This is a genomic window from Acidobacteriota bacterium (assembly GCA_040754075.1).
In the GTDB taxonomy this organism is placed as follows: Bacteria; Acidobacteriota; Blastocatellia; order UBA7656; family UBA7656; genus JBFMDH01.
Genome location: JBFMDH010000003.1, coordinates 114873 through 137898, shown reverse-complemented (window position 1 = coordinate 137898; position 23026 = coordinate 114873). Strand labels below are relative to the sequence as shown.

At 49.9% G+C, this 23026-nt stretch carries 13 protein-coding genes; 9 read left to right on the top strand and 4 right to left on the bottom strand.

Annotation, left to right across the window (positions count from 1 at the left end; genetic code table 11):
* The first annotated feature begins 113 nt into the window (after positions 1-113).
* The 3 genes from AB1757_04400 to AB1757_04390 all read left to right on the top strand — a co-directional run bounded on the left by AB1757_04400 (position 114) and on the right by AB1757_04390 (position 8804).
* Positions 114-1181: an aldolase/citrate lyase family protein gene (locus AB1757_04400; GenBank protein ID MEW6126283.1), complete on the top strand. Its 1068-nt coding sequence runs from the start codon at positions 114-116 to the stop codon at positions 1179-1181.
* Between the two features lie 458 nt (positions 1182-1639).
* A complete protein-coding gene (locus AB1757_04395; protein MEW6126282.1) occupies positions 1640-4969 on the top strand; it encodes a TonB-dependent receptor in 3330 nt (1109 codons plus the stop codon).
* Positions 4970-5501: 532 nt separating this feature from the next.
* Positions 5502-8804, top strand: a complete 3303-nt coding sequence (locus AB1757_04390) for a TonB-dependent receptor (GenBank protein MEW6126281.1) — start codon at positions 5502-5504, stop codon at positions 8802-8804.
* A gap of 322 nt (positions 8805-9126) precedes the next feature.
* On the opposite strand, the gene AB1757_04385 is transcribed toward AB1757_04390, so the two are convergent.
* The gene (locus AB1757_04385; protein ID MEW6126280.1) at positions 9127-10329 is read right to left on the bottom strand and encodes a DUF3298 and DUF4163 domain-containing protein; all 1203 of its coding nucleotides are present in this window, start codon (positions 10327-10329) and stop codon (positions 9127-9129) included.
* A gap of 90 nt (positions 10330-10419) precedes the next feature.
* Here AB1757_04385 and AB1757_04380 point away from each other — a divergent pair, with 90 nt between their 5' ends.
* Positions 10420-11739 (top strand): alpha-L-fucosidase, encoded by a 1320-nt coding sequence (locus AB1757_04380; GenBank protein MEW6126279.1) that lies wholly within the window; start codon positions 10420-10422, stop codon positions 11737-11739.
* Between the two features lie 190 nt (positions 11740-11929).
* Here the strand turns inward: AB1757_04380 and AB1757_04375 are convergent, their stop codons facing one another.
* The 3 genes from AB1757_04375 to AB1757_04365 form a co-directional block, all read right to left on the bottom strand.
* Positions 11930-12418 carry a heme-binding domain-containing protein gene (locus AB1757_04375; protein MEW6126278.1) on the bottom strand — a complete coding sequence of 163 codons (489 nt, stop codon included), beginning with the start codon at positions 12416-12418 and terminating at the stop codon, positions 11930-11932.
* 149 nt (positions 12419-12567) lie between these two features.
* Positions 12568-13722 (bottom strand): FecR domain-containing protein, encoded by a 1155-nt coding sequence (locus tag AB1757_04370; GenBank protein ID MEW6126277.1) that lies wholly within the window; start codon positions 13720-13722, stop codon positions 12568-12570.
* 2 nt (positions 13723-13724) lie between these two features.
* Entirely contained in the window at positions 13725-14309 is a 585-nt protein-coding gene (locus AB1757_04365; GenBank protein ID MEW6126276.1) for a sigma-70 family RNA polymerase sigma factor, read from the bottom strand.
* 179 nt (positions 14310-14488) lie between these two features.
* On the opposite strand from AB1757_04365, the gene AB1757_04360 reads away from it, so the two are divergent.
* The 5 genes from AB1757_04360 to AB1757_04340 all read left to right on the top strand — a co-directional run bounded on the left by AB1757_04360 (position 14489) and on the right by AB1757_04340 (position 22664).
* A complete protein-coding gene (locus AB1757_04360) occupies positions 14489-16816 on the top strand; it encodes a hypothetical protein (protein MEW6126275.1) in 2328 nt (775 codons plus the stop codon).
* Between the two features lie 362 nt (positions 16817-17178).
* Positions 17179-17382, top strand: coding sequence for a cold shock domain-containing protein (locus tag AB1757_04355; GenBank protein ID MEW6126274.1), 204 nt, complete (start codon positions 17179-17181; stop codon positions 17380-17382).
* Positions 17383-17587: 205 nt separating this feature from the next.
* Entirely contained in the window at positions 17588-17968 is a 381-nt protein-coding gene (locus AB1757_04350; GenBank protein MEW6126273.1) for a DUF6335 family protein, read from the top strand.
* 105 nt (positions 17969-18073) lie between these two features.
* Entirely contained in the window at positions 18074-18955 is an 882-nt protein-coding gene (locus tag AB1757_04345; protein ID MEW6126272.1) for a hypothetical protein, read from the top strand.
* Between the two features lie 460 nt (positions 18956-19415).
* Complete coding sequence (locus AB1757_04340) at positions 19416-22664, top strand: carboxypeptidase regulatory-like domain-containing protein (protein MEW6126271.1); 3249 nt, start codon at positions 19416-19418, stop codon at positions 22662-22664.
* The last annotated feature ends 362 nt before the right edge of the window (positions 22665-23026 follow it).

Here is a 23026-nt window from a genome sequence, read left to right as displayed (position 1 = left end):
AGCGTTGCACGAAGCGCGAGCGTTTGAAGTTTATTCAAGCCTCGCGCTTTTTTCTTTTCATCGCTAGAATTTCAACCCACACAATGCAATTTTCAGGAGACGGAAATTCAATTATGCAAACCCCTGACGCAGAGATTACCGCTGCCGCAAAAGCGCGCAATGAAAAGCTACTTGCCGGAGTCAGTGAACGACTCATTGACCTGGAGCCGAAATATTATGTGCAGATGGCGCATCTGACCTGTCCGGCAACGGTGTGGAAATATACGGAAGGGGCGGCGACCCGCTCGCAAGCCAATCTCGTGATGCTTGATTTGGAAGATTCGATTCCGCGCAATAACCCGGAACTTCTCGAACAGGGACGCGCCAACATCATTCGCGCTTTCAATGAACTCGACTGGGGAAAACGCCTGCGCTTCTTTCGCCCGCGCGGGCTTGAACTCGACCCGGCACACGAAGACATCTCGGTCATTATCGAACAGGCAGGCGCGAATCTCGATGGCTTGATTTATCCGAAAATCGAGAGCGCCGATGAAGTGCGCTCGATTGATGCGACGCTTGCGGCGCTTGAAACCAAACTCGGTATGGCTCCAAACCAAATTAAGATTGAAGTGTTGATTGAATCCGAGATGGCGGAAGAAAATTTATTCGCCATAGCGCATTCATCGAAGCGTCTGGTTGGACTTATCTTGGGAACCTACGATTACTGGGCGAGCCTCGGCATGCGCGCTTCGACTTACCGTCCAGACCATCCGCTGATTAGCCATCTGCGTTCGGCAATCGTTAAAGCTGCTGCGTCCGTAGGCATTCCGGCGATTGCCGAAATGACCACCAACTATCCGACGAAAAACAAGAGCGAAGCCGAACGCGAAGCGGCGATTGAAGAGTTTAAACGTGACGCACGGCTGGCGATTGATTTCGGTTTTGCCGGTAAATGGACAGGCATTCCCGAACAGACCGCTTTAGCGGTTGAAATGTTTCAACTCCCCGATGCCGAAATCAATAAAGCGATTGACGAAGCCCGCGCATTTTTAGAAGCCGAAGCCTCAGGGTTAGGCGCGACCATGATTGGCGGCAAAATGGCAGACCGCGCTACTGACCGCATCAACCGCAGCACCCTAAAAATTGCTTATGCGCTCGGTCGGGTGGATGAGGTCTTAGCCGCAGAACTCGGCTTGCGGTAATCTTCCGCTCAGTGCTTGACGTTTCGGTCACAGTTTATCAACTTGCATTTGGGTTCATTGACCGGCAACCGTTGACTCCTACAATTACAATGGCAAGTCTGAAATTGCCAAGCGATCAGAAACGGCTTGACAAGCAAATCGGAAAGCAAGAAGATATGCGCGTTCAAAAAGCACATATTTTTCTCATATTCATCAATACTTCGGAATTATTCATCTAGCTGTTAAAAATGGCATCTATCGGCTAAAGCACTAGCCGGCAGATGTAATGATAGACAGTCGCATTGTCCCGCCTTTACTCAGGTTAAAGTTTTCATCCTCTGTCGAGTTTCGTTGTCGGGTTATTTCAGGTAGTCGTCTTTTCGCTTTTTCATTAGCGTGAGGGACTTGAATACCCGGAAAACACAAAACCGCTGTTTTAGTTCATTGACATTGCTCACAGGAATTGAAAGGAGAAAAATATGCGCCATTCCAAACTGAGTTTATTTATGCTTTGGGTCTTTTGTTTCACCAGCATCTCTCCGGTTTTTGCTCAAATTCCTACCGGCGGATTGCGCGGGACGGTAAAAGACCCGAAGGAAGCCGTCATCACTGACGCGAAGATTGCGGTTACCAGCAAAGCAACCGGAGCCGCGCGCATGGTGAAAACCAACTCGGATGGTGAGTATCAGGTCAGCAACCTGACGCCCGGCGAATATGAGGTCAAAGTCAGCATGCCGGGCTTTAAAACCGCCGTCAGCATGATACATGTTCAAGTCGGCGAAAATGCGACGATTGAATTTGTGCTGGAAATCGGACAAGCTTCGGAAACCATTAGTGTGGTTAGCGATACGCCGACCATTAATGTTACCGACCACAAGATTGATGGCGTCGTTGGGCGCAGACAGATTGAAGTTTTACCGCTCAACGGTCGCAATTTCCTGCAACTGGCATTGCTCGAACCCGGTGTTGGCGTTGAAGCCGTGGACAATCCCGGCACCAGTCCGAATAACTTCTTCCGCGTTTCGGTCGCCGGAGCTTCGCAGGCGTTGACCCGCATTTCCGTTGACGGGGCAACTATTAATGACCGAGTGACCGGGGGCACGTCGCAGAATTTTTCGCAGGAATCCGTGCAGGAATTTCAGATTTCAACCTTCAATTATGATATTTCCACTTCGGTTACCAGCGTCGGTTCAATCAATGTCATCTCGCGCAGTGGCACTAATGATTTGCATGGCTCGCTGTTTATGTACTACCGCGATGACAACATGGCGGCTTATCCGGCGCTCCAGCGCAATCCGCGCGCGGCGATTGACCCGTCTCTAAGAGAGCCGTTTTTTGCGCGACGACAGATGGGCGGTTCTATCGGCGGACCCATCAAAAGAGATAATGTATTTTATTTCTTCAACTATGAGCATCAGAATCAGGATGGGGTGGTGCCCATCGCCAACAACCATCCCATCTTTTCGCAATATGATGTCGCTTTTCCACAACCGTTGGATTTCAATCAGGCAAATCTCAAGGTTGATTTCAGAATCAATGACAAAAATAACGCCTTCGTTCGCTTTAGCACCGACAATAACGATAACTTCAATTCGGCAAACGGCGTTTTTATGCCCTCCAACTGGGTATCTACCAAAAATGTTTCAACTCAAGCATTGGGCGGATTGACCACTCTGTTGACCAGCAACACGGTCAACGATTTCCGTTACTCGTACAGCTTTTACAGCGGACGACTCAAGATTCCCACCGACGCTTGCAAAGACCCGGTTTATTGCCTTGGCGTTGGGGGCCCACGCATTGGCACGACGCTCAGCAATTTCGGCATCGGCAACAATTTGAATACGCCGCAGAATCGGGTGCTGAGAACCTATCAACTGACCGACACTTTGAGTTGGCAAAAAGGGACGCACCGGATGCGGGTTGGCGGCGAGTGGGAACATTTTTATGGGCAGGGACACTGGGCATATCTTGAACCGGCATTTGTGACGCTTTGGGATCCGCTGCACATTCTGGCATTTGTCGCGGCTACCGGCGGCGCGGCTTCACCCTTTTTCCCGCTTTATAATGCGTTGCCCTTGAGTTTGAAGTTGAACGCCACCGGCACGGGTCCCGCGGTTCCGGGTTTGTTGCCAACTTATGCGGATATTTTGCGGCTGCCGCTCGCGGGTTTTGCTACAGGCGTAGGCAATCCCGGACAACCACAGCCCTTCAATTTCCAGACTGCCTCGCACAATAATCGTTATCGCATCTTTATCGGCGATCAATGGCGGTTGCACCCGCGGTTCACCTTCAACTACGGGGTGGCTTGGGTGTATGAAGACAATGTCCTCAATCATGATTTTGACCGTCCCGCTCTGCTCGCTCCACTGCTTGGCGGCGATTTAAGCGCGCCCAAACGCGATAAGAACAATTTCGATCCGAGCATCGGTTTTGCCTGGGATGTGCATGGCAACGGCAATATGGTGATTCGCGGCGGCGGCGGCGTTTATCATGATTCCAATCTGTTCTGGACGCGCCTCAACGAGCGCGCCTACACCGGGCCATCCGGCAATGGTCGCTACATCATTCCGGGCACCTTGTTCAATCTCCAGTTTGCGAGTTTTCCTACTGCTTATAGCGGCACCAATCTGGCAGCGCAATTGCCGACTTTGCGCGCTACAGCACAAGCCTTGCTCGGCGATGGCACTAACCTTGCGGTGCGCGGGATTCAAGCAGTAAAAACCACCGGCGAGCAAGGTTTCGGCGGACTGTTCGACCAAAACACCGTCGTTCCTTATGCCATCAATGCGAGCATCGGCATTCAACGCAAACTCGCGCAAGAGTTAGTCGTACAAGCGGATTTCGTGTTGCGGCGTTCACTCAAGTTTGGCGGCTTGCATAACACCTTCATTATTGACCGCAACCGTTATAACCGGGCACGGCTCTCACAGGTTGGCGCGAACGGACGCGGCGACCCAAGCCCGAATCCGATTATTCCGGTGTGTACCGGACAACAATCTTTAAACCCGACGGCGCAATGTTCAACCGGGCCGATTGCCATCTCTCAAAATGGCGCTAATTATCGTTATACAGGCTTGCACGTCAAAGTGGACAAACGCTTTTCCGACCGCTACCTGTTTACTGCCTCTTACGCTTTGTCAAAATTCATTGGCTTTAACGGCGTTGGCAATGGCGTGTACAATCTCGATAATTTTTATGAAGCGGATGATTATCAGGATTCCGACCGTCGCCATCGCTTCACCTTCAGCGGTGCAATGGAATTGCCAAGCTATCAGGGCGATAACAAATTCATCCAGGCGGTCGCCAATACCTGGCAAGTCTCGCTCATCAATCAAATGCTCAGTAAACCGGCATTGACGTTGTTGATTTCCGGGGTGGATTTGGATGGTGATGGCACCAGTTCTCTCATTTTGCCCGGCGCAACTTTCAGAGGTTTCGGGCGCAAATTTAATCAAGATGATGTGCGTCGGTTGGTCAATCAATATAACACCACTTTACCGACGGCAGTGACCGGCAAACGCACGACCCGAGATCAGGTGATTCCGGCAATCACCCTGCCCAAAAATTTTGATAGCGGCGATACCTTTATCTCACAGGATATTCGAGTGACGAGAATTATTTCCATCGGAGAGAAAGTTAAACTCCAGATTATTGGTGAGGCATTCAATATATTTAACATTTCCAATCTCTCCGGTTACAGCGGTACGCTCAATGGCGCGAATTTCGGGCAACCGAGTACACGCGCCGGTGGGGTTTTCGGTTCGGGGGGGCCGCGCGCCTTTCAACTGGCGGCGCGGTTGCAGTTCTAGCGTGGTGGTTTGCTAAGGGATTCACTTTTTCGATTGAGAAACCAGCAAGGGGTTTCAGCTATCCGGCGGTTTAGTTGTTTAAATGGTCACGGCAAGGATATGCAACTGAGCCGTCGGATGGTGAAAATATAGTTGTGTCTGCTAAATTTCCGCACCATTCTACCAACCGGCTAAGCCTTATAAATCCTGGTAGTGAATGCTACAAATGGCGTATCCGGCAGCTTTCCGGCAAAAAATGAAAAGCATTCAGAAACGGCTTGACAATCAAACTTGAAAGAAAGAATATATGCTCCGTTCGTAGGCACTCTAACATTTAATCTCAAAATCTAAGCAATATTAATCGTTGTCTTGAAAGTTTAGTTGGCAGTTTTGTCATTAGGCGATTTTACAGTGCTCTGGTCATTATGATTGTCGAGACTTGCAGTTTGTCCCTGCTTTAACTGTGAGGTCATGATTGCAAAGCAGGCCTAAACAGCTTAAATCCAAAGCTGAAAGAAACTATCCGCTCACAAGAGTTGAAAGGAGAATTAGTATGCTTAAAAAGTTCAAAGCCTTGCCGCCGATCTTAACGGTGCTTGCGTTGCTGGCAAATCTTGCCTTGCCGGTTTTTGCGCAAAACCCGACCGGCTCCATTCGCGGCGCGGTTAAAGATCAACAAGGCGCAGTTATTACCAATGCCAAAATCACGGCTAAAAATAAAGCAACCGGTGACAAACGCGAAGGCAACACGGGCGACGACGGGCTTTATACCATTCCGGCCCTGCAACCCGGCGAATATGAAGTCACTATTGAAGCGCAAGGATTTTCAAGAACCTCATTCAACGCCGTTGTCGAAGTCGGTTCATCGTTTGCCGGTGATGTCACGTTGACGGCAGGCGGCGGCACCGAAGTCGTAGACATCGCTGCCGGACAAGCTTCAGTTGAAAAAGAGAATCACCAGATTGCCGGGGTCATCAACCAGAAAAAGATTGATGCCTTGCCGCTCAATGGTCGTAACTTCCTGCAACTCGCGTTGCTTGAACCGGGGGTTTCGGTATCCGCCAATAATCCCGGCGCGCAAAATAACCTCTTTAACGTCTCTATCGGTGGCGGGCCGGCATCGGCTACGCGACTCACAGTAGACGGCGGCAGCATCGTTGATCCGGTATGCGGCGGTGCGGCGCAAAACTTCTCTACGGAAACCGTTCAAGAGTTTCAAATCTCAACCTATAACTTCGACCTCTCGACCGGGGTCACCTCGGTTGGTGCCATCAATATCGTTTCGCGTCAGGGTGGCAACGATATGCACGGCAGCGCCTTTCTCTATTTCCGCGACCATAATCTGTCGGCTATTCCAACCTTGAAAAAACCGTCGAAAGAATTTGACCCCTTCTTCCGTCGTTATCAATACGGCGGTTCGCTTGGTGGTCCCATCAAAAAAGATAAAGCATTTTATTTCGGAAACGTTGAATGGTTGAATCAGGACACGGTGTTTTCATCGAACATCACCGGCAACCCGATATTTCAACAGTTCAACACTAGTTTCCCAAGCGCCTATGATGGCATTCTCCTCAACATTCGCGGCGATTATAAATGGGGTGAAAAACACAACATCTTCACTCGCTACAGCTTCGATGACAACAGCACCGTCGCGCCTGACGGCAATAACGTCTTGCCCTCGCGATGGCGTGATAACAAGAGCCGTGACCACAATGCGCAAGCCGGTATCACCAGCCTGATTTCAAGAAATCTGGTCAACGATTTTCGTTTCAATTTCCAGCGCATCACGAACGACGAGTTGATTCCATCGGCTGACCAATGTCCGTCCTCGGAAGTCGGCTGCATCGGGCTTGGCGGCGTGCATATCAATTTCGTCAGCAGCAACCTGGCATTCGGTAATACCACCAATGCCCCGCAAAATCGTCGGCTCAACCGTTATCAATATGTTGATAATGTAAGTTGGGAAAAAGGTTCGCATCGCCTGAAATTTGGCGCTGAATGGGAACACAACTACGGTTTTGGCAAATGGGAATTTTTGGAACCGGGACTGCTCGTGCTCTATGACCCGGAATTCGTCGGCATTGCCAACGCGGCTTTCGCTAATGCGATTAATGGCATTCCGGGATTGCCACAGGCGGTTAAAAATATCGTCATCGGCACCGCCCAACTTTCGCTTCCTGCCGCTTTCACGACGCCCGGCGCGAAGTTGACGGTCAATGACATTCTTGGTCTGCCGCTCGCCGCTGGCGCAGTTGGCATTGGCGACCCGTCACAACCCCCGCCATTCAACGGGGATATTGCACGTCAGGGCAATCGCTATCGCTTCTATGTTCAGGATGCCTGGCGTATTCGTCCGAACTTCACTTTCCTGTATGGCGGTTCCTATCAATATGAAACCAATCTGGGCAATCATGACCTTGCCAAACCCAGACTTTTAGCTTCTTTATTGAGCAGCACAGATAAAGCTAAGAAGGATAAAAATAACTTTGCTCCTTCTATCGGCTTTACCTGGGATGTCGGCAGCAAAGGTGACACGGTCATTCGCGGCGGTGCCGGTCTTTACTACGACACCATTCTCTTCGTCACCCGTTTGCAGGAACGCGCCACCAACGGCCCGGCAGGCAATGGTCGTTCCGTAGTGCCCACAGCTTATTTCCAAAACAACATTGCTTTCCCGCAATTGCCGACGATTCCAGGTCTGCCGGCAGCCGTGCAGGCGCAACTCGCAGCCGCGGTTGCCAGTTTCAGTCCTCCGGCAGGCACTTCGATCAACTTTGTCACCAATCCAACCAAATTCACGGGCGCTAATTTCATGTCACTTCTGGCTGGGCAGAAAGCGGCAATCCTTTCCGGTTTGCAAGCCGCAGGCGCAGCAGGTTTTTCGGGACTGGATTTCTTTAAGACCGGCAGCGGCATTCTTGATTCCGATTTGGAAACCCCTTACTCCGAACAATTTTCTATCGGCGTACAACGTAAACTGACTAAAGATATGTTGCTCAACGTCGATTTTGTTTTGCGTAAACGGGTGCATTCGCTGTTGGCTTCCGATTACAACCGCACTGACCGCGTCGCCGCACAAGGTGGACGGGCATTGCCGGCTTGCGTTGGCGCGCAAATCATCAATCCCACAGCTATCTGCTCCAATGGCGCAATCAGCGTGACCAATAGCAACGGGCGAAACGATTACCGCGCCATGCTTGTCAAACTCGATAAACGATTCTCTAATCGTTATCAACTCACCGCCAGTTATGCCTTGCAAAAACGCACGGAATTCCCGCTGCTTGACTTGAACAACTGGTTTGGTAATCCCATTGATGCCGGTTCCCGTCACAGCCTGACGGTTAGCGGACTGCTGGAATTGCCCTGGGGATTGCAAGGTTCATTGATTGCCATTTATCAGAGCACCCCATCTAACAATGGAACTATCCCAGGCTCAATTGATGTCAATGGCGATGGCACACGCGGCGATACCTTGCCGGGTCTCAAACCGTTTTCACTCGGACGCGGCACCGATGCCGATGAATTGCGACGTCTGGTTGCTGAATACAACTCAAGCCTTGCCGGGAAACCTGCCGCCAATGGCGCGACCTTCCCGACCATCACCTTGCCGGCGCAGTTCCAGTTCGGCGACGATTTCTGGTCACATGATGTGCGCTTGTCGAAAAATTTCAAGTTTGCTGAAAGGTACAACGCAACGATTTTCATCGAAGCCTTTAACCTTTTCAACATCTCGAATCTCACAGGCTTCAGCGGTACGCTCAATAACAGTTTCGGTCAGGCGACCGGTCGCGTTGGTCAGAATTTCGGAACCGGCGGGCCACGCGCCTTGCAAATCGGCGGTCGGTTCAGCTTCTAATCTGAACTTGCCGTTTAACCTGAAAAGCGCGAGAGCTACGCAACTCTCGCGCTTTTTGTTTATGAACCCAAGAATCCATTTACTTGTTTATAGCGGTTTGCAAAACGATTTACTGAGGTTGAATAAGCGGTCTTTGACCGCGACTGCCTGACGACGCGGTCAAAGACCGCTCTCTCAACGAAGATTGAGTAAACTCTTTTGCAAACCGCTATCATCGCAAAATCCGGGCAGCCGCCAGGGCTATATGGCTCCTTACTATAAATCCATTCCCAAAATAAAAGCTGCGAATGGTCGCAGCACTCCAAAAAATTTTCGCCTGTGATTATTTCAATATGTCGCCGCCACTTGCGTTACCGCCGATTAATGAAGCAATCGGCGAATCTTTTTTCAATACCTCTTTTAAACTCTCATAACCGATTAACACCTCTTGCGGGCCAACAGCGTAAGCCGCGACCTGATAAGGGTCGAAATTAAATAACAAGCCTTTGCGGGTGATATTCCAACTGCTGTAATTGTCGGCTTTGGCGCTAGCGCCATCTTTCACCATGGTTTCATCGTAAGCTTCAATCTTTTTTAACCTCGCAGTAAGCGTTCTGGTACAGTGGTTGGCAATCACCTGTAAAAAATTGGCATTGGCAAATAGCTCACGCAATTTAATCTCTTTGCCATTGCGCAAATCATAATTAAAAGTCGTTGAATAACTGTTCGGGTGGGCAGCGCCCGCTGAGTATTCCGACATATCAAATACGACGCTGATTAACTCGTCACTAGCAAAGGTCACATGGTAATCAATCCACAATCCGCTTACCTGCTCCGGGTCGTCGGCATTAAAACTTTCCGGGGCATCTTTCTTAAAGCGGCTTACCTGTGAATTGATCATCCCGGCAATGGCTTTATTAAATCCATCGGTCTTTGCGTCTTTTACGCCATCGAGTTGCGGGTAACTGGCTTCGTATTCATAGTGCTGCTTTTTGTTCTCTTCCTGCAATTTTTTGTTGACGATGTTCAACAAGCCACCGTTTAAAACAAAGCGTTGCTCCTGCAAGGCAAAAGACATGGCTTTTTCGCCGTTGGGTTTTGCCCAGGTGCCTTCAAATCTCAGCGAGGTCACCCCGCCCAGTTCTTCGCCGTTGATGCGACCTTTGAACACGCCGGTTTCCTGGTCGCCAATGAGTTCGGTGATTTTGCAACTCCCGTCTTTTTCAACCGTGCCGCTCAGTTCAATCGGCTCACGCACATTTTCATAAAAATAGCTGCCCGAAAGATTTTTTCCATCGCGTGTGAGATTCATTTGTATTTCGATGTTGCCATTTAAAGTGCCAACCAATGTTTTATTGAATTTCGCGGGCGCTTCGACAAGCTTGCCGGTGGGCGTAGGCGCGGCGGGCGGCGTCAAATCCGGCGCTTGCGGCGAAGCTTGCGTTGCCACTGAAGGCGCATCATTCGTGTCTTTTTTATTCGAGCAAGCGACGATGCTCACCGCTAAAATCATCGTGATAAAGCCTGAGAGAAATCTTTTAACCATCCTTGATATTCCTACCTTTCAGATTCGTTCGCATTGACAATCTAGTAAAAATCCTGGAAAAAAGAAAACGCGAAAGGACGCTCAAAACCCATGAACATCAAAACCTATCTGCTACTTAAACTTTGTAAACTTCTGGTCATCGTGTTGATTTTTTCCTGCGCTTCATCAACCGTTCCGGCGCAAACGAAATACACGCCGACGAAAAACAACTTGGCGTCGCGTCGTTGGTTTCAGGATGCGAAATTCGGACTCTTCATTCACTGGGGCGTTTACAGTGTCCTCGAAGATGGCGAGTGGGTGATGCAGGTGAAAAAGCTTCCCATCAGCGAATATGAAAAGTTACCGGCGCGATTTAATCCAACCGAATTTAACGCTGCCGAATGGGTGGCGATTGCGAAAGCTGCGGGCATGAAATACATCACCATCACCAGCAAACATCACGACGGCTTTGCGATGTTCGATTCCAAAGCGAGCGATTGGGACATCGTTGACCGCACGCCTTACAAAAAAGATGTGTTGAAAATGTTAGCTGATGAATGCCACAAACAAGGCATCAAGCTTTTCTTTTATCATTCGCAACTCGACTGGCATCACCCCGATTATTTTCCGCGCGGACAAACCGGACAATATACCGGCAGAGTCGATAAAGGTGAATGGTACAAATACCTCGATTATATGGACGCGCAGCTCGCGGAATTGCTCACAGGTTACGGCAAAATCGGCGGCATCTGGTTTGATGGCATGTGGGATAAACCGCAGGCCGATTGGCGACTCGAAAAAACCTATAAATTGATTCACGATTTGCAACCCGATGCGCTGGTCGGTTCCAACCATCACAAAGCGCCTTTTGCGGGCGAAGATTTTCAGATGTTTGAAAAAGATTTGCCCGGTAAAAATACCGCCGGGTTCAACACCGCAGAGATCGGCGCATTGCCTTTGGAAACCTGCGAAACCATGAACGGCTCATGGGGTTATAATGCCAACGATAAAAAATTTAAAAGCCCACGCGATTTGATTCATTATCTGGTGCGCGCCGCCGGGTTCAATGCCAATTTTTTATTGAATGTGGGACCGATGCCCAATGGCAAAATTCAACCGGAGTTTGTCGCAACGCTCAAAGAAATCGGCGCGTGGCTGCGCGCCAACGGCGAAACCATTTACGGCACACGCGGCGGCGCGATTACACCGCAAGACTGGGGCGCAGTAACTACGAAAGGCAATAAAATTTTCATTCACCTGCTGAATTTAAAAACCGACACCTTGACGTTGTCACTCACTGAAAAAATCAAATCGGCGCGTTACCGAAAAGACCGCAGCCAGGTTGCGTTCGAGCAAACGCAAAACGCTGTCGTGTTGAAAAATCTAAAAATGATTGATGCGGACGATACCATCATCGTATTGGAAAAGTGATGACACGCTTCTCAATTTCTTAACTGTGTTTTTACGGCTTTGCCGCTTTGATGTGCGGAGAGGCTGAGCCTCTCCGTTAAGTTCGTCGAGTTTATCTGCGGCTTTGCCGTTAAATTTGAATGCGGCTCCAAAAAGATTTCAGCGCGAGTTTAAGACTCTCCAGGCACAAACTGATTGATGAAGTGAAGCTTCAATGCACAAAGCTTTGCGCCTGCGGTTGATTAAAGAGTTTTGCTTTTTCCGCTTTCACCCATTCGGCAATTAATTTTTTATCATCGTCCGTGAGTTGGGCGTCCGCGTGCATCAAGGTGTACGAAGACATCGGCATCTTACCAAGCCTGACGGTTTCACCAATCAAAAAAAGCTGTGTCGCTTTTTGTTGTTTGTCATAATCCGCCCAGTTGGAAAAATTCAAGTGTTTGCGTCCGTGATTGACATGGTCAATGACGAACCACGAAACCGGCGCGATATTGCTGTACCAGGGCCAGCGCGTATCGTTTGAATGGCAATCGTAACAGGCGCGTTTTATCACGGCTGTCACCTCCTGGTTCATCTCTGTCTGATTGTGCAGCGCGCGCGAATCATCAATCATCGGATTGGTCTTTGCCGGTCGCACGAATTGCAAAACAACGAAAAGCAACGCCAGTGAAATGATTGCCCAACGCAAAATGTTTTTCATAATTTTCTCCTTTAATTTTAAACACACGGCTACTCATCTCTGCCTGGTCAGCAAAGCGGCAGCACAATTTTTAGTGATAGTTAAATTCGGGTTGATTAAAGGTGTAAAAAATCAAACCGGAGGCAAATGAATGCGGCTCTCTTTACGCTTCATTTTTTCTTTTCCGGCGGTTTATCCAAAATGTTGCGTAAAGCTTTGCGAAGCGCCGGAAAGGTTTCGCTAATCCACACCGGTTCAAGCGCCGTGCGATAGGAATCAATCATCTCGGCGTTCATCGTCAAGATGCCGTCGCGCGTCACATCATCGGGCGGCAGGACGAGACTTGCGAGTTTGTCATAAACCGAAGCGCGCTCTTTGCCATCGACGCGATAGAGCAAATTAAAGAGCGTCAAGGTGTCGCGGGTGGTGGCTTCCGCAAGAATGGTTTCGAGTGCCGCAATCCCGCCATTTTCAAAATCGAAGCGTTCAAGGGCTTTTTGCAAGGCTGCGGTTGAATTGCTGAAAAACGGCGTGCCAGGACCAACCTGCGGGCGAGTTTCGCAAGCCGCCCCCGCAGGCACACGCGCTTCGCGCCCTTGATATTCCAGCGCCACCCAACCGCTGGTGACCTGCAACAAACCGCGTCCGTTGTCATCAACTTCCAAGGTGTAGGCGCAGCCCAAATCCACCGCTTTTGCCGAAGGGGTATCGACAAAAAAGATTCGCGGCGGCGCAGAAATTCGTGCAGACAATTTGCCGCGTTCAAGCGCCAGTCTTTGTTCCGTGAATTTCGTTGAAATTACTTTGACGCGGGAATTCGGATCAATGTCAACGTGTCCGATTTTGGTCAAATTGATGCGCGCTCGCGAATTCGCATCGGTTTCGAGCAATTCGCCTTCCGAAAATCGCTCGCTGTCACTGACTAAACTCTTATTAATTTTCGGCGCGCCATCGAGTCGCACCACCTGCCAGCTTGCCGCGCGCATTTCAAAATACAACCACAGGCTCACGCCACAGGCGACGAGCGCCATCGCCAGCGCGCCCGTGAAAACGAGTTTCTGCCAGGTGAATGGAAATCCGAATCGCGGTGTTGATGGTAAAGGCTGTGGCGCATCCAACAGGTTTTCTATCTCACTCCAAAGCGACGCGGGCGCAACGACCTGCGGCAAACTTTGCGCAAGCTGCACGCCCAGATTGATTTCGTCGTATGCTTTGCGGCAACCTTTGCAAACCAGCAGATGTTCGGCGATGGCTTTCGTCTCATCATTTGAAAGTTCGCCATTGCAATAGGCTGAAAGTTTTGCCGATACGTGCTTGCTAAACATAACTACTCTCCCGTTGCGACCCGCTCGCGCAGATGACCGAGTTTGCGCGCCAGTGCCTTGTGCCCGCGATTGAGGCGCGAAGAGACCGTGCCGATTGAACAACCCAGAGTTTCGGCAATCTCTTCGTAAGACAATCCTTCGACATATTTCAGTAAAATCGGCAATCGCAATTTGGGACTCAAATCGCCGATGGCTGCCCTTACCGAATCGGAAATCTGTCTTTGTATCAAACGTTCTTCCTGTGAACCGCTGGCAATCATGTCGCGCACCTCTACGCCCTGAGCAAAGGGAATGAAGCGACGGCGTTTTCGCTGTTCATCAATACAGGCATTGGCAACGATACGATACAGCCAGGTCGAAAATTGCGAATCAAAGCGAAATTGTTTGATGGTGGTGAACAATTTCAAAAAGACCTGCTGGGTTATATCTTTTGCCATTGCCTCTTCGCCGCTGAAATGCAATGCGATGGAATAGACCTTATCTTTATAGGCTTCAAACAGCGTATGAAAAGCCTGCCGTTTTCCGGCTATGCAATCGACGATGACGGTCTCCAAATCGCATCGGTTCATCAGCGCGAGTCGCTCCATAAGTTTCGCTCCGTTTATTCGCCCGTTAGACGAAACGGTTGCGGGTTTTCTTCCATTTTTTATCTCATTTAAAAATCCACGCCTCTTTTATTGCGTCGGGTAGTCGCGTTTTTTTCAAACTGCATTGTATAATGTCCGTCCCCGTGAATCACCGTATATCAGTTTTTGGTGAAGTGTGAATGAATAAAAAAAACAGGTTGTTCCGAGTTGGTTTATCTTTAGCAATTCTTTTTTTGCTGCTGCTTCCCTTCAGTTACGTCATCACTTCGGCGCAAACTCCCGCGAGCATCGAAGTTGCTGTGGATACGGCGGTGCCGCAAGACGGCTTGCTGACGATTTATGGCGGCTTGCGTCTGGGCGGCGAAATCGGCTACCCGGTTGGCGCAGGTGACATCAATGGCGATGGTCGCGCCGATTTAATTATGTGTGCCATGTACGCCAGCGCCGGCGCGGGCATACGTCTCAATAATGGCTTGGTCAATTTTTATCTGAGCGACGGACGCGATACCGGCTCGGTCGATTTAGCCACCAACCCTGCAAACAATTTTACCCTGGTCGGCGCAGACACCGGCGATTTGCTCGGCACTTCCGTGTCCGCAAATGGCGATGTCAACGGTGACGGCATTCGCGATGTGGCGATTGGCGCAGGCGTCGATGATGGACCCGGTAATGCGCGTTTCAATAGTGGCGCGGTTTATCTGGTTTACGGCGCGACCAATTTTAATTTGAACGCTGATTTGCAAACGCCTAATGGAACACCGCCCGCAGGCATCGTGGCGATTTATGCGCCACAGAGCAGCGCCCGCGCCGGCATCTGGGTTGATGAAGGTGATGTTGATGGTGACGGGTTCGCTGATATTATCATCGGCGCAGACCAAATCAACGATGGCGGTCGTGTCCATCTTGGCGGCGCATACATTGTCTTCGGCTCGGCAAATTTACCAAACGTCATTGACCTGGCTGCACCTCCGGCGGGAGTTCGCACCGCAACTATTTTAGGCGCGGGAACCGAAGAGCATTGGGGCGCAGCTCTGCAAGTCGGCGACATCAACAATGATGGCATTGGTGATGTGATTATCGGGGGTTCGATATTCCGCGACTCGGCTTCTTATGTATCGCCCACAGAAGACAACGGGCACGATTCCTTCGGCGCAAGTTTCAATGGACAACGAACCAGATGCGGTGAAATTTATGTCGTCTATGGAACCCGCAACTGGCCTGCGATGGTCAATCTGCAAACCCCGCCGGCAACCGCAACCCACATCATCGGCGCAAAGGGCGGTGATTTGCTCGGTTCCCAGGTTCACAGTGCAGACCTCAATGGCGATGGTCGCGCCGATTTAATCTGTGGCGCGCTGCAAGCCGTCGCCCCAGACCCCGGCATCGGCAATACTGGCGCGGTCTATGTGATTTATGGCGAGCCGAATGTGGTTGGCGCGACCGTCGATTTAGCCGATACGGAAGCATCGGGATTGCGCGTCGTCAAAATTTACGGACAGGACGCGGGCGATTGTGCAGGCGATTCGGTTCGCGCCTTTGATATTAACAAAGACAGCATGGCAGAACTTTTTATTGGCAGCCCCGAACATACCTTTGAACTTGGTGGCGTTGAACGCGATGAAGCAGGGGATACGAAAATCATTTTCGGGCAGCGCGATTTTCTGCCTTCGGAAATCAAATTTTACGACCCGCCGGACTCACCGAAACTTTATATGCTGGCAGGCAGTCAGAACTTTGATGGCGGCGACGAGTTTTCCTATCGTCTGTGGGGTGGCGATGTTGATGGCGACGGTTATGTCGATTACATCGCCAACGCCATGCACGGCGATGGCATCAACGACAATGTTGCCAATGGCGGACAAGTTTATGTTTTCAGCGGTAAAAAACTCTCTGCCAAATTAGGACTGCTGCCGCCACCCGTTGACCCCACGCCGACGCTCGCTACTTCGACTGCTCTAACCTTGAACGGGCAAGTCGTTCAACAAGCCAATGCCGGACAAAGTGGCTTGCGCGTAATCGTCAATGGCACAAACTTCACATCGACAACACAGGTATTCATCAATGGCATACAGGTCGTTGCGCACATTCCGGCTGATGCGCAACTCGCCGCCACGCAACGCACAGTTGAGTTGGATGAGAATCTGGCGATTAGAAACAGTGCGGGAAGTTTGTTGGTACGGGTTAAAAATCCGAACTCGCCGTTATCGAATGAAGTGAATGCCGGGCGTTTAATTGGACCGGAAATCACTGTGGTGACCTTGAAAGTGAAAGGTACGGGTAAAACCATTGTACGCATTACCGGCACCAATTTCCCAACCAACGCGGGCGTGTCAATAACTGTGAATGGACAAGGGGTGACGATTAATTCTGTGACTGTGGAATCCGCGACTTTCATTTCAGCAGTTATCAAACCGGCATTTGCGCCGCCATCAGGAAGCCTACTGAAGGTTCGCGTCACCACGCCTGGGGGTGTGCAATCGAATGAATTTTCCGTTACAAAGCCTTGATTTAGCGAATTGATTTTGCATTTTTATGGGTTCAGAAAGTGTCGGAAATCTGTCTTATAAAAATGCAAAATCAATTTGACAGCCTGCCGGACGGCGTGTAGGATTGGCGCGTTTCAAATTCTTCTAACCTTCCCAAAGTAGATTAATTTGCAACCGCATTGAAACGGCAATGCGTTGGCTGATGTCCATAAAGGCTACGCTCGAAAAGCGCGGAACCGTTATTTGAAAGTAGTGTGAGGAGAACTGAAGTTGAAGTTAAAGTTTTGCGCGTTTGTAGAAAAACAAAAAGCCGCAGACGCTCTCTGCTCCTAGCTCTGATCATCACTACGAGATTCACCCAAGATGAAAAGGAGATAAAAGCATTGAAAGAACAAGGCACCGTTAAATGGTTTAACAACGCAAAAGGTTATGGTTTTATCACACGCTCAAGCGGTGATGATGTGTTTGTACACTATTCGGCTATCGAGTCGGAAGGCTACAAGACCTTGAATGAAGGTCAAATGGTTGAATTCACGCTCATTCAAGGTCCCAAAGGTCTGGCAGCTTCCAACGTAACGGCTGTTTAGCTTTAACACATTGCAAGGAACTCGATCATCCCTTCGAGTTCCTTTTTTCTTCTCCCTGTTTCTAACTTAAATCCCGATTTTCCTTCTTAGGTTTGCCTGCAAAGCCAGCTTTTCGGCTCAAATTTTTTCAACGTGTGTGATAGACTTTTACTCCCTCGAATGCGCAATGGTTATCTCTGCAAACTTTAAGGAGGCTCTGTCAGCTATGAAAAAACCGAACCAGGAATTTATTGATGTCGGTAGAGTCGAAAGCGAAATCTACGAACCCAGCGAAGAGGTGCTTGAAGAGTTTGCCGAAGTCCAACGTTTTGCTACGAATAAAGAGTTGTTCACCGATGAATCGGTCAAAGGGCATGCGGCTGAACATCATCAGGACGAGTCCGGTGAAGAAGCCATCGGTGGGTTTATAACCACAACAGATGATGACCTGGTTGATGAGATGGGCGAAGCCGCCGGTTTAAGCTATGCCGACGATGAGCCGTTGCACACTCCTGAAAAGATTGAAGAGCGCGACCGCCATCGCTGGGAACTCGACCCGGCATCATCGGAAGACTACCAGCAGCGGGTCAATCACGAAGGCGAATAATCAAGTTTTTCTTGTGATCATTCACAAGGTTTAATCAAGTTTCTCGATGAGAAGTGATTTGCTATAATTTGCGACCCTAAAGATCACAGAATGGTGAGGAGTACAATGCGTAAAATATTTTCTTTACAAATGCTGATGGTTCTGGCGCTCACGGCGTCAAGCGTGCAGGCCGACACGATTACTTTGAAAAATGGCAGTGTGATTAAAGGCAAAGTTTCAAGCTTTGCCGATGACCAGTTTGTTATTCTGCTCAATACCGGTTCGAGCGGCAACCGCAGCAAAGCGATGATCTATGCCGGTGATATTGCCAAGATTGATTTTGAAGCCGCAACTGCGGGCGATATGCAACCGGAAGAGACTATGGCTTCGAGCAATCCTCCGCCAACTGTTAAAGAGACCCCTAAAGAAGCCTCGACCAAACCGGCAAAAGAGAGTCAGCCGCCGGTTGACCCTTCGTTGAAAAACACCAAAAATACGAAAAAGCCTGAGGTGAAACGCGAACCTGAACCCAAACGTGAAGAGGTTGTCGAAACGCCGCCTATTGAAAAAACCCCGCAACCTGAAGTGACCACGCCGGAGATTCCCAAAGTCGATCCGAAAAAAGCCAATGTCAAAACCCAGACCGTCGAAGTGGGCGCGAAACGCGATTGGACGAGCACCGGTTTGATTGTTAAGAAAGGCGATAAAATTCGCATCACTGCCACCGGCACGATCAACATCGACCCGGCAGGCGAAGCCAGCGGACCCGAAGGTCTCGATACGCCGGATACCAGAAAGTTGATGGCTGATAAACCCACAGGCGCACTGATTGGCGTGATTGGCGCGGACAATGATGATTTTCTGTTCATCGGTCGCGCCGCCGAATTTACTGCAACCCGCGACGGTTTATTATTTTTGTCGGTCAATGAAGGCACGCTTTCCGATAATTCCGGCGCTTACAAAGCGGTGATTGAAATTCAATCTCCGACCCGCCCGACAAGACAATAAACGAACGAATAATTTGATTGGTTAAGGCGCAGGTTAAGGCAATCTGCGCCTTAATTTTTATCGCTGTGGCACAACTCGCTTTGACCTTTACGAACGCTGTTTGAGAGGGTTCACAAGTCGGATTGTTGCCCGAAAATTACCAAAAAATTAACTCCCAGTTTGCTTGACTTGTCCACCTGCTTAAAGTAGCCTTTCAGCTTAAAATCCACCCCAAAGTTTCTCAGTTGTGAAAGATGAAAAAGGGTAGGTTGGCTTACGCTCACACGCGCCCGGGCAAGACGAAATCAGAATTTCGCTAACACTCTGGCGACAGGAAAATGGAGAAGATGTTGTGCTGCTTTTCAGCAAAGCATTCACCGACTCCTCAGTTCATTTTATACAATGGTCATCGATTGAAAATCGCCACGGCAAAATGCGTCTCACAATCTGTGACCCGACTTTAATCTTCAGGAGAGGCAAAATGTCAAAATTATCCTCATACAAAACCCTTTGTGCATTGATGCTGATGTTGGTGATGGCAATGAGTTCCATTCCCGTCTTGGCTCAATCACAGGCAGGCAGCGGTCAAATCGTCGGCACCGTGACTGACCCACAGAAAGCCGCGATTGCCGGCGCGACCATCAAAGCCGTCAACAGCGCAACCGGTTTGACCAGTTCAGCGACTTCAAACGACAGCGGTTCGTTTCAAATTTTATTGTTACCGCCCGGCAAGTACAAAGTGACGATAGAGGCTTCAGGTTTTTCCAAAATTAATGCTGATGTCGAAGTCACCGTCGGTCGCGCCGCCGATTTAAATGTCGAATTAAAAACCGGAGGCGTTGAAGAATCCATCACCGTAACGGCAGGCGCGGTTCAGGTACAGACCACACGCTCGGAAGCCGACGCCGTGATTAATGAACGCGCCATTGAAAACTTACCCATCAACGGTCGCCGCTTTCAGGACTTCGTTACCTTGACGCCGACCGCGCAGGTTGACCCGCAACGCGGACAGATTTCGCTTTCCGGTCAACGCGGCGTTTATGGCGCAAATGTCAATGTTGATGGCGTCGATTACAACCAACCGTTTTTCGGCGGCATTCGCGGCGGTGAACGCTCGAATACGGCATTCACGGTTCCTCAGGAATCCATCAAAGAGTTTCAGGTCGTTGCCGGCGGTTACTCAGCCGAATTCGGGCGCTCGACCGGCGGCGTTATCAATGCCGTCACCAAATCCGGCACCAACAACTGGCACGGTTCATTATTCTATTTATTGCGCCCGGAAAAGCTGGCAAGAAACAATAACTATTTCGATGCCTTGCAACTTTCCGTTCAACCTTTGCAAACCTCGACTTCATCGCCACCGCCGTTTGAGCGCAAAGTAAGACCCGCGCCGCGTCAGGATCAATTCGGCGGTTCAATCGGTGGGCCAATCAAAAAAGACAAAGCGTTCTTCTTTTTCTCTTACGAACATCAACGATTTCGTAACGAACGCGAAGTCTTCTTTAATAACCTTGGTGGCTTTACCCCAACGACCAACACTCAGGAAGCTTTCGATTTCTTTAAATCACAGGAAACCCAATTTACCGCAACCAACGATGCCGATGCCTTGCTTGGTCGCTTCGACTACGAAATCAATTCCAACCATCGCTTCAATGTGCGCTATAGCTACAGCCGCAACGAAGCGTTGAATTCCAACGCAACCGGTAACGCCTTATTCCCGACCACGGTCAGCGCGCTGACCAACAACGGAACGGAAAAAGATAATACCAACACCTTTGTCGGACAGTTCGCGAGTTTCTTCAGCACCAATTTAGTCAATGAACTTCGCAGTCAATACTCACGCGAAGAGCGTCCGCGTCTTTCCAACTCGGAACTTCCGACCGTCAGCACCAGCATCGGACGTTTCGGCGCGGTGAACTTTCTGCCGACCACGCAATTTGACTGGAGATTCCAGGTTGCTGACAGCCTGACCTGGACCAAGGGCAACCATACCGTGAAGTTCGGCGGCGAAATCAACCACATCTTCGTTGATCAGTTGTTCGGTTTCAACCAATTCGGAACCTTCAATATTTCAGGCTCTACGGTCTCGACAATTCTTGATATTTTGTCTTATACGCCGAGCGTCACCACCGGCACGGTCAACCGTTTCGATAGTTCATCGGTTACCTATCTCAGCCAAATCGGTAATCGTCAAGCCAGCTATTCGACAAACGAAATCGCTTTCTTCGGGCAGGATGCCTGGCGCATTCGTCCGAACCTGACCATCAATTATGGCTTGCGTTGGGAAGGTCAATACAATCCCGACCCGGAAGCCAACAATACGGCGTTGATTAATAAGCTTAAAGATTTCCGCTTCCCGTCAGGTCATGTAATTGATCCGACGCAGATTCCCGATTCGACCGAACAATTCGGCCCGCGTTTCGGATTTGCTTATGACCCGTCAAGCGACGGCAAAACCGTTATTCGCGGCTACACCGGACTCTACTATGCCCGCACGCCGCTACTGCTGTTGGCTGCGCCGTTTAATAACTTCCGTGACCCGGCAGGCGACCTGTCGATTCAATTGCCGTTATCAACCTCATCACTGGCTGCCGGCAATCCGCTGAAAACCTGTACCACGGTTTATTGCCAGTTGAAATTGATTGGCGTTGACCTCAACACCGCATCGCTTGGTTCGTTGCCGGTAATTTCCGCAGACAAGGTACGCTCGATTGCCCAGGCGCTTGGCATTTCCGGTTTCGACCCCTTCACAGGAGTTGCGCCGATTGCCATGGCTTCGGATTTCAAAAATCCTCAATCATTCCAGTTCGGACTTGGCATTGAGCGGGAATTGCGCAGAGGCTTTACAGTTGGTGTAGATTACACCCACGTCAAAACCACTTATCTGCAACGCAATCGTGATGTAAATCTGCCCTCTCCCGGTCTGCTTGCCGGTGATGTTTCACTTAGACCTTTTTACGGACTGCTCGGTTCGGGCACTGCGCGTCCGGCGGTTCCGCGCCCCATCTCGACACTCGGTTCGGTTCAAGTGCGCGAATCGACGGGCAAAGCGCTTTATCGCGCCTTGACCTTGCGCGCCAAATTCCAGAAATCGCGCTTGCAATTCAACGCTTTCTACACCCGTTCAAAATCGCTTTCCGATGATGACAACGAGCGTGACGCGGGCGGTATCTCTTATGAAAATGGTCGAGATTTAAGCTCGGAATATTTCCTCTCGCGTTTAGATCGTAAACATCAATTCGTTGCCAATCCGGTATTCACCACGCCGTTTGATTTTGAAATTTCAAGCGCCATTCGTTTGCTTTCCGGGTTGCCGATTGATGCCACATTCGGCAGCGATGCCAACGAAGACCGTGGCGGACCGGATCGCCCATTCAGAGCGCCCGGCGTGCCGTTCTTGCGCAACTCCTTCCGCAACCGTCCACAATATAATGTTGACCTGCGGGTTCAGAAACGCTTCAACCTCGGTGCGGAAACCCGAAAGTTGGTAGTTTCGGCGGAAATTTTCAATATTTTCAACCTCGAAAATATTCAACTTTCCGGTTCTCAAGTAACCAATTACTGCGCGACTACGACGCAACGTGATTGCGGATTTCTTGCGCCATCCAATCCGAATTTCCTGTCGCTCTATGATTTGAATCCTGCTTCATCGCGACGTGGAAGTTTATTGTTGACGAATAATCCGGGTGCGCCATTCCAAATGCAACTCGGCGCGCGTTTCACTTTCTAGGTTTTTTCGCGCCCTTCAACAACCAAGCGGTGATGAGTTTAAACTCATCACCGCTTTTTTATTTTTCAAAACGATAACGGGTTGCCAACCGCTTCAAAGTGAAATCAATTGCAAATCGCTCTATAGCGGTTTGCAAAACGATTTACTGAGGTTGAACAAGCGGTCTTTGACCGCGTCGTTAAGCAGTCGCGGTCAAAGACCGCTCTCTCAACAGATGCTGAGTAAACTCAATTGCAAATCGCTCTAAATAGCTGCTTAAAAATATTTTCTTGAAATCATTCTACCTGCCTTGCTCGTCCACAAAAATTTTTACCGCAAATCTGCAAGCCGCTGCCGCTCTCGCATTCTGTATGTGAAAGCTT